General features: G+C 78.4%; 1 pseudogene. It reads left to right on the forward strand.

The window, feature by feature from the left end:
- Positions 1 to 819, forward strand: a pseudogene (locus tag GTW08_RS26470) (PD40 domain-containing protein); the annotation flags it as partial.

Raw genomic sequence — 819 nt, forward strand, 5'->3', positions numbered from 1 at the left:
CGCCCGCGCACTGCTCGCCGAGCCCGGTGTGCGGGCCCGGCTCGCGCACCCGCTCGGCACGCACCGCAGCGTGTGGGTGGACGACGCGACCGGCGAGGACGCAGTGGTCGTGGCCCCGCTCGACCCGCACCTCCCGGACGCCCCGGAGCGGGCGCGGTACGCCGCGGGCGGCATCGGACGGGTCCTGGAGCTGGCCCCGGCACCGGACGGGTCCGCCGTCGCGCTCACCACGCACGACGGCAGGCTGCTGGTGCTGCACACCGGCGCCGATCCCGCACCGGACCCGGCACCCGGCCCCGACGACCGGCCCGACGACGGCGTGGTCGACGAGGCCGTCCCGGCCCGGGCGGTGGGGGAGCTGCGCGAGCTGCACCGCGGCACCGCGGGCGAGCCCTCCGACGTGTCCTGGTCACCGGACTCGGCCTGGCTGGCCTGGTGCGACCCGGCCCCCGAGGGGCTGTCGCGGATCGTGCTCACCCGGGTCGCCGACGGCGAGCACGCCGAGGTCACCCCGGCCCGCTTCCACGACAGCGACCCGGTCTTCACCGCCGACGGCAGGCACCTGGCGTTCCTGTCCCGGCGGGTGTTCGACCCCAGCTACGACGAGCACTCCTTCGACCTGACCTTCGGCACCGGCTGGAAGCCGTTCCTGGTGCCGCTGGCCGCGCGGACGCCGTCGCCGTTCGGGGCGGGGCCGGACGGCCGCCCGGTGGACTCGGCCGACGAAGGCCCGGACGACCCGCCCGCGACCCCGTCGACGCCCCCGGCCCCTCCGGAGCCCGGCGACGAGCCCGAGCCGTCCGGTGACGGAGCCGCCGA

Source organism: Pseudonocardia sp. SID8383 (assembly GCF_009864975.1).
Classification (GTDB): domain Bacteria; phylum Actinomycetota; class Actinomycetes; order Mycobacteriales; family Pseudonocardiaceae; genus Pseudonocardia; species Pseudonocardia alni.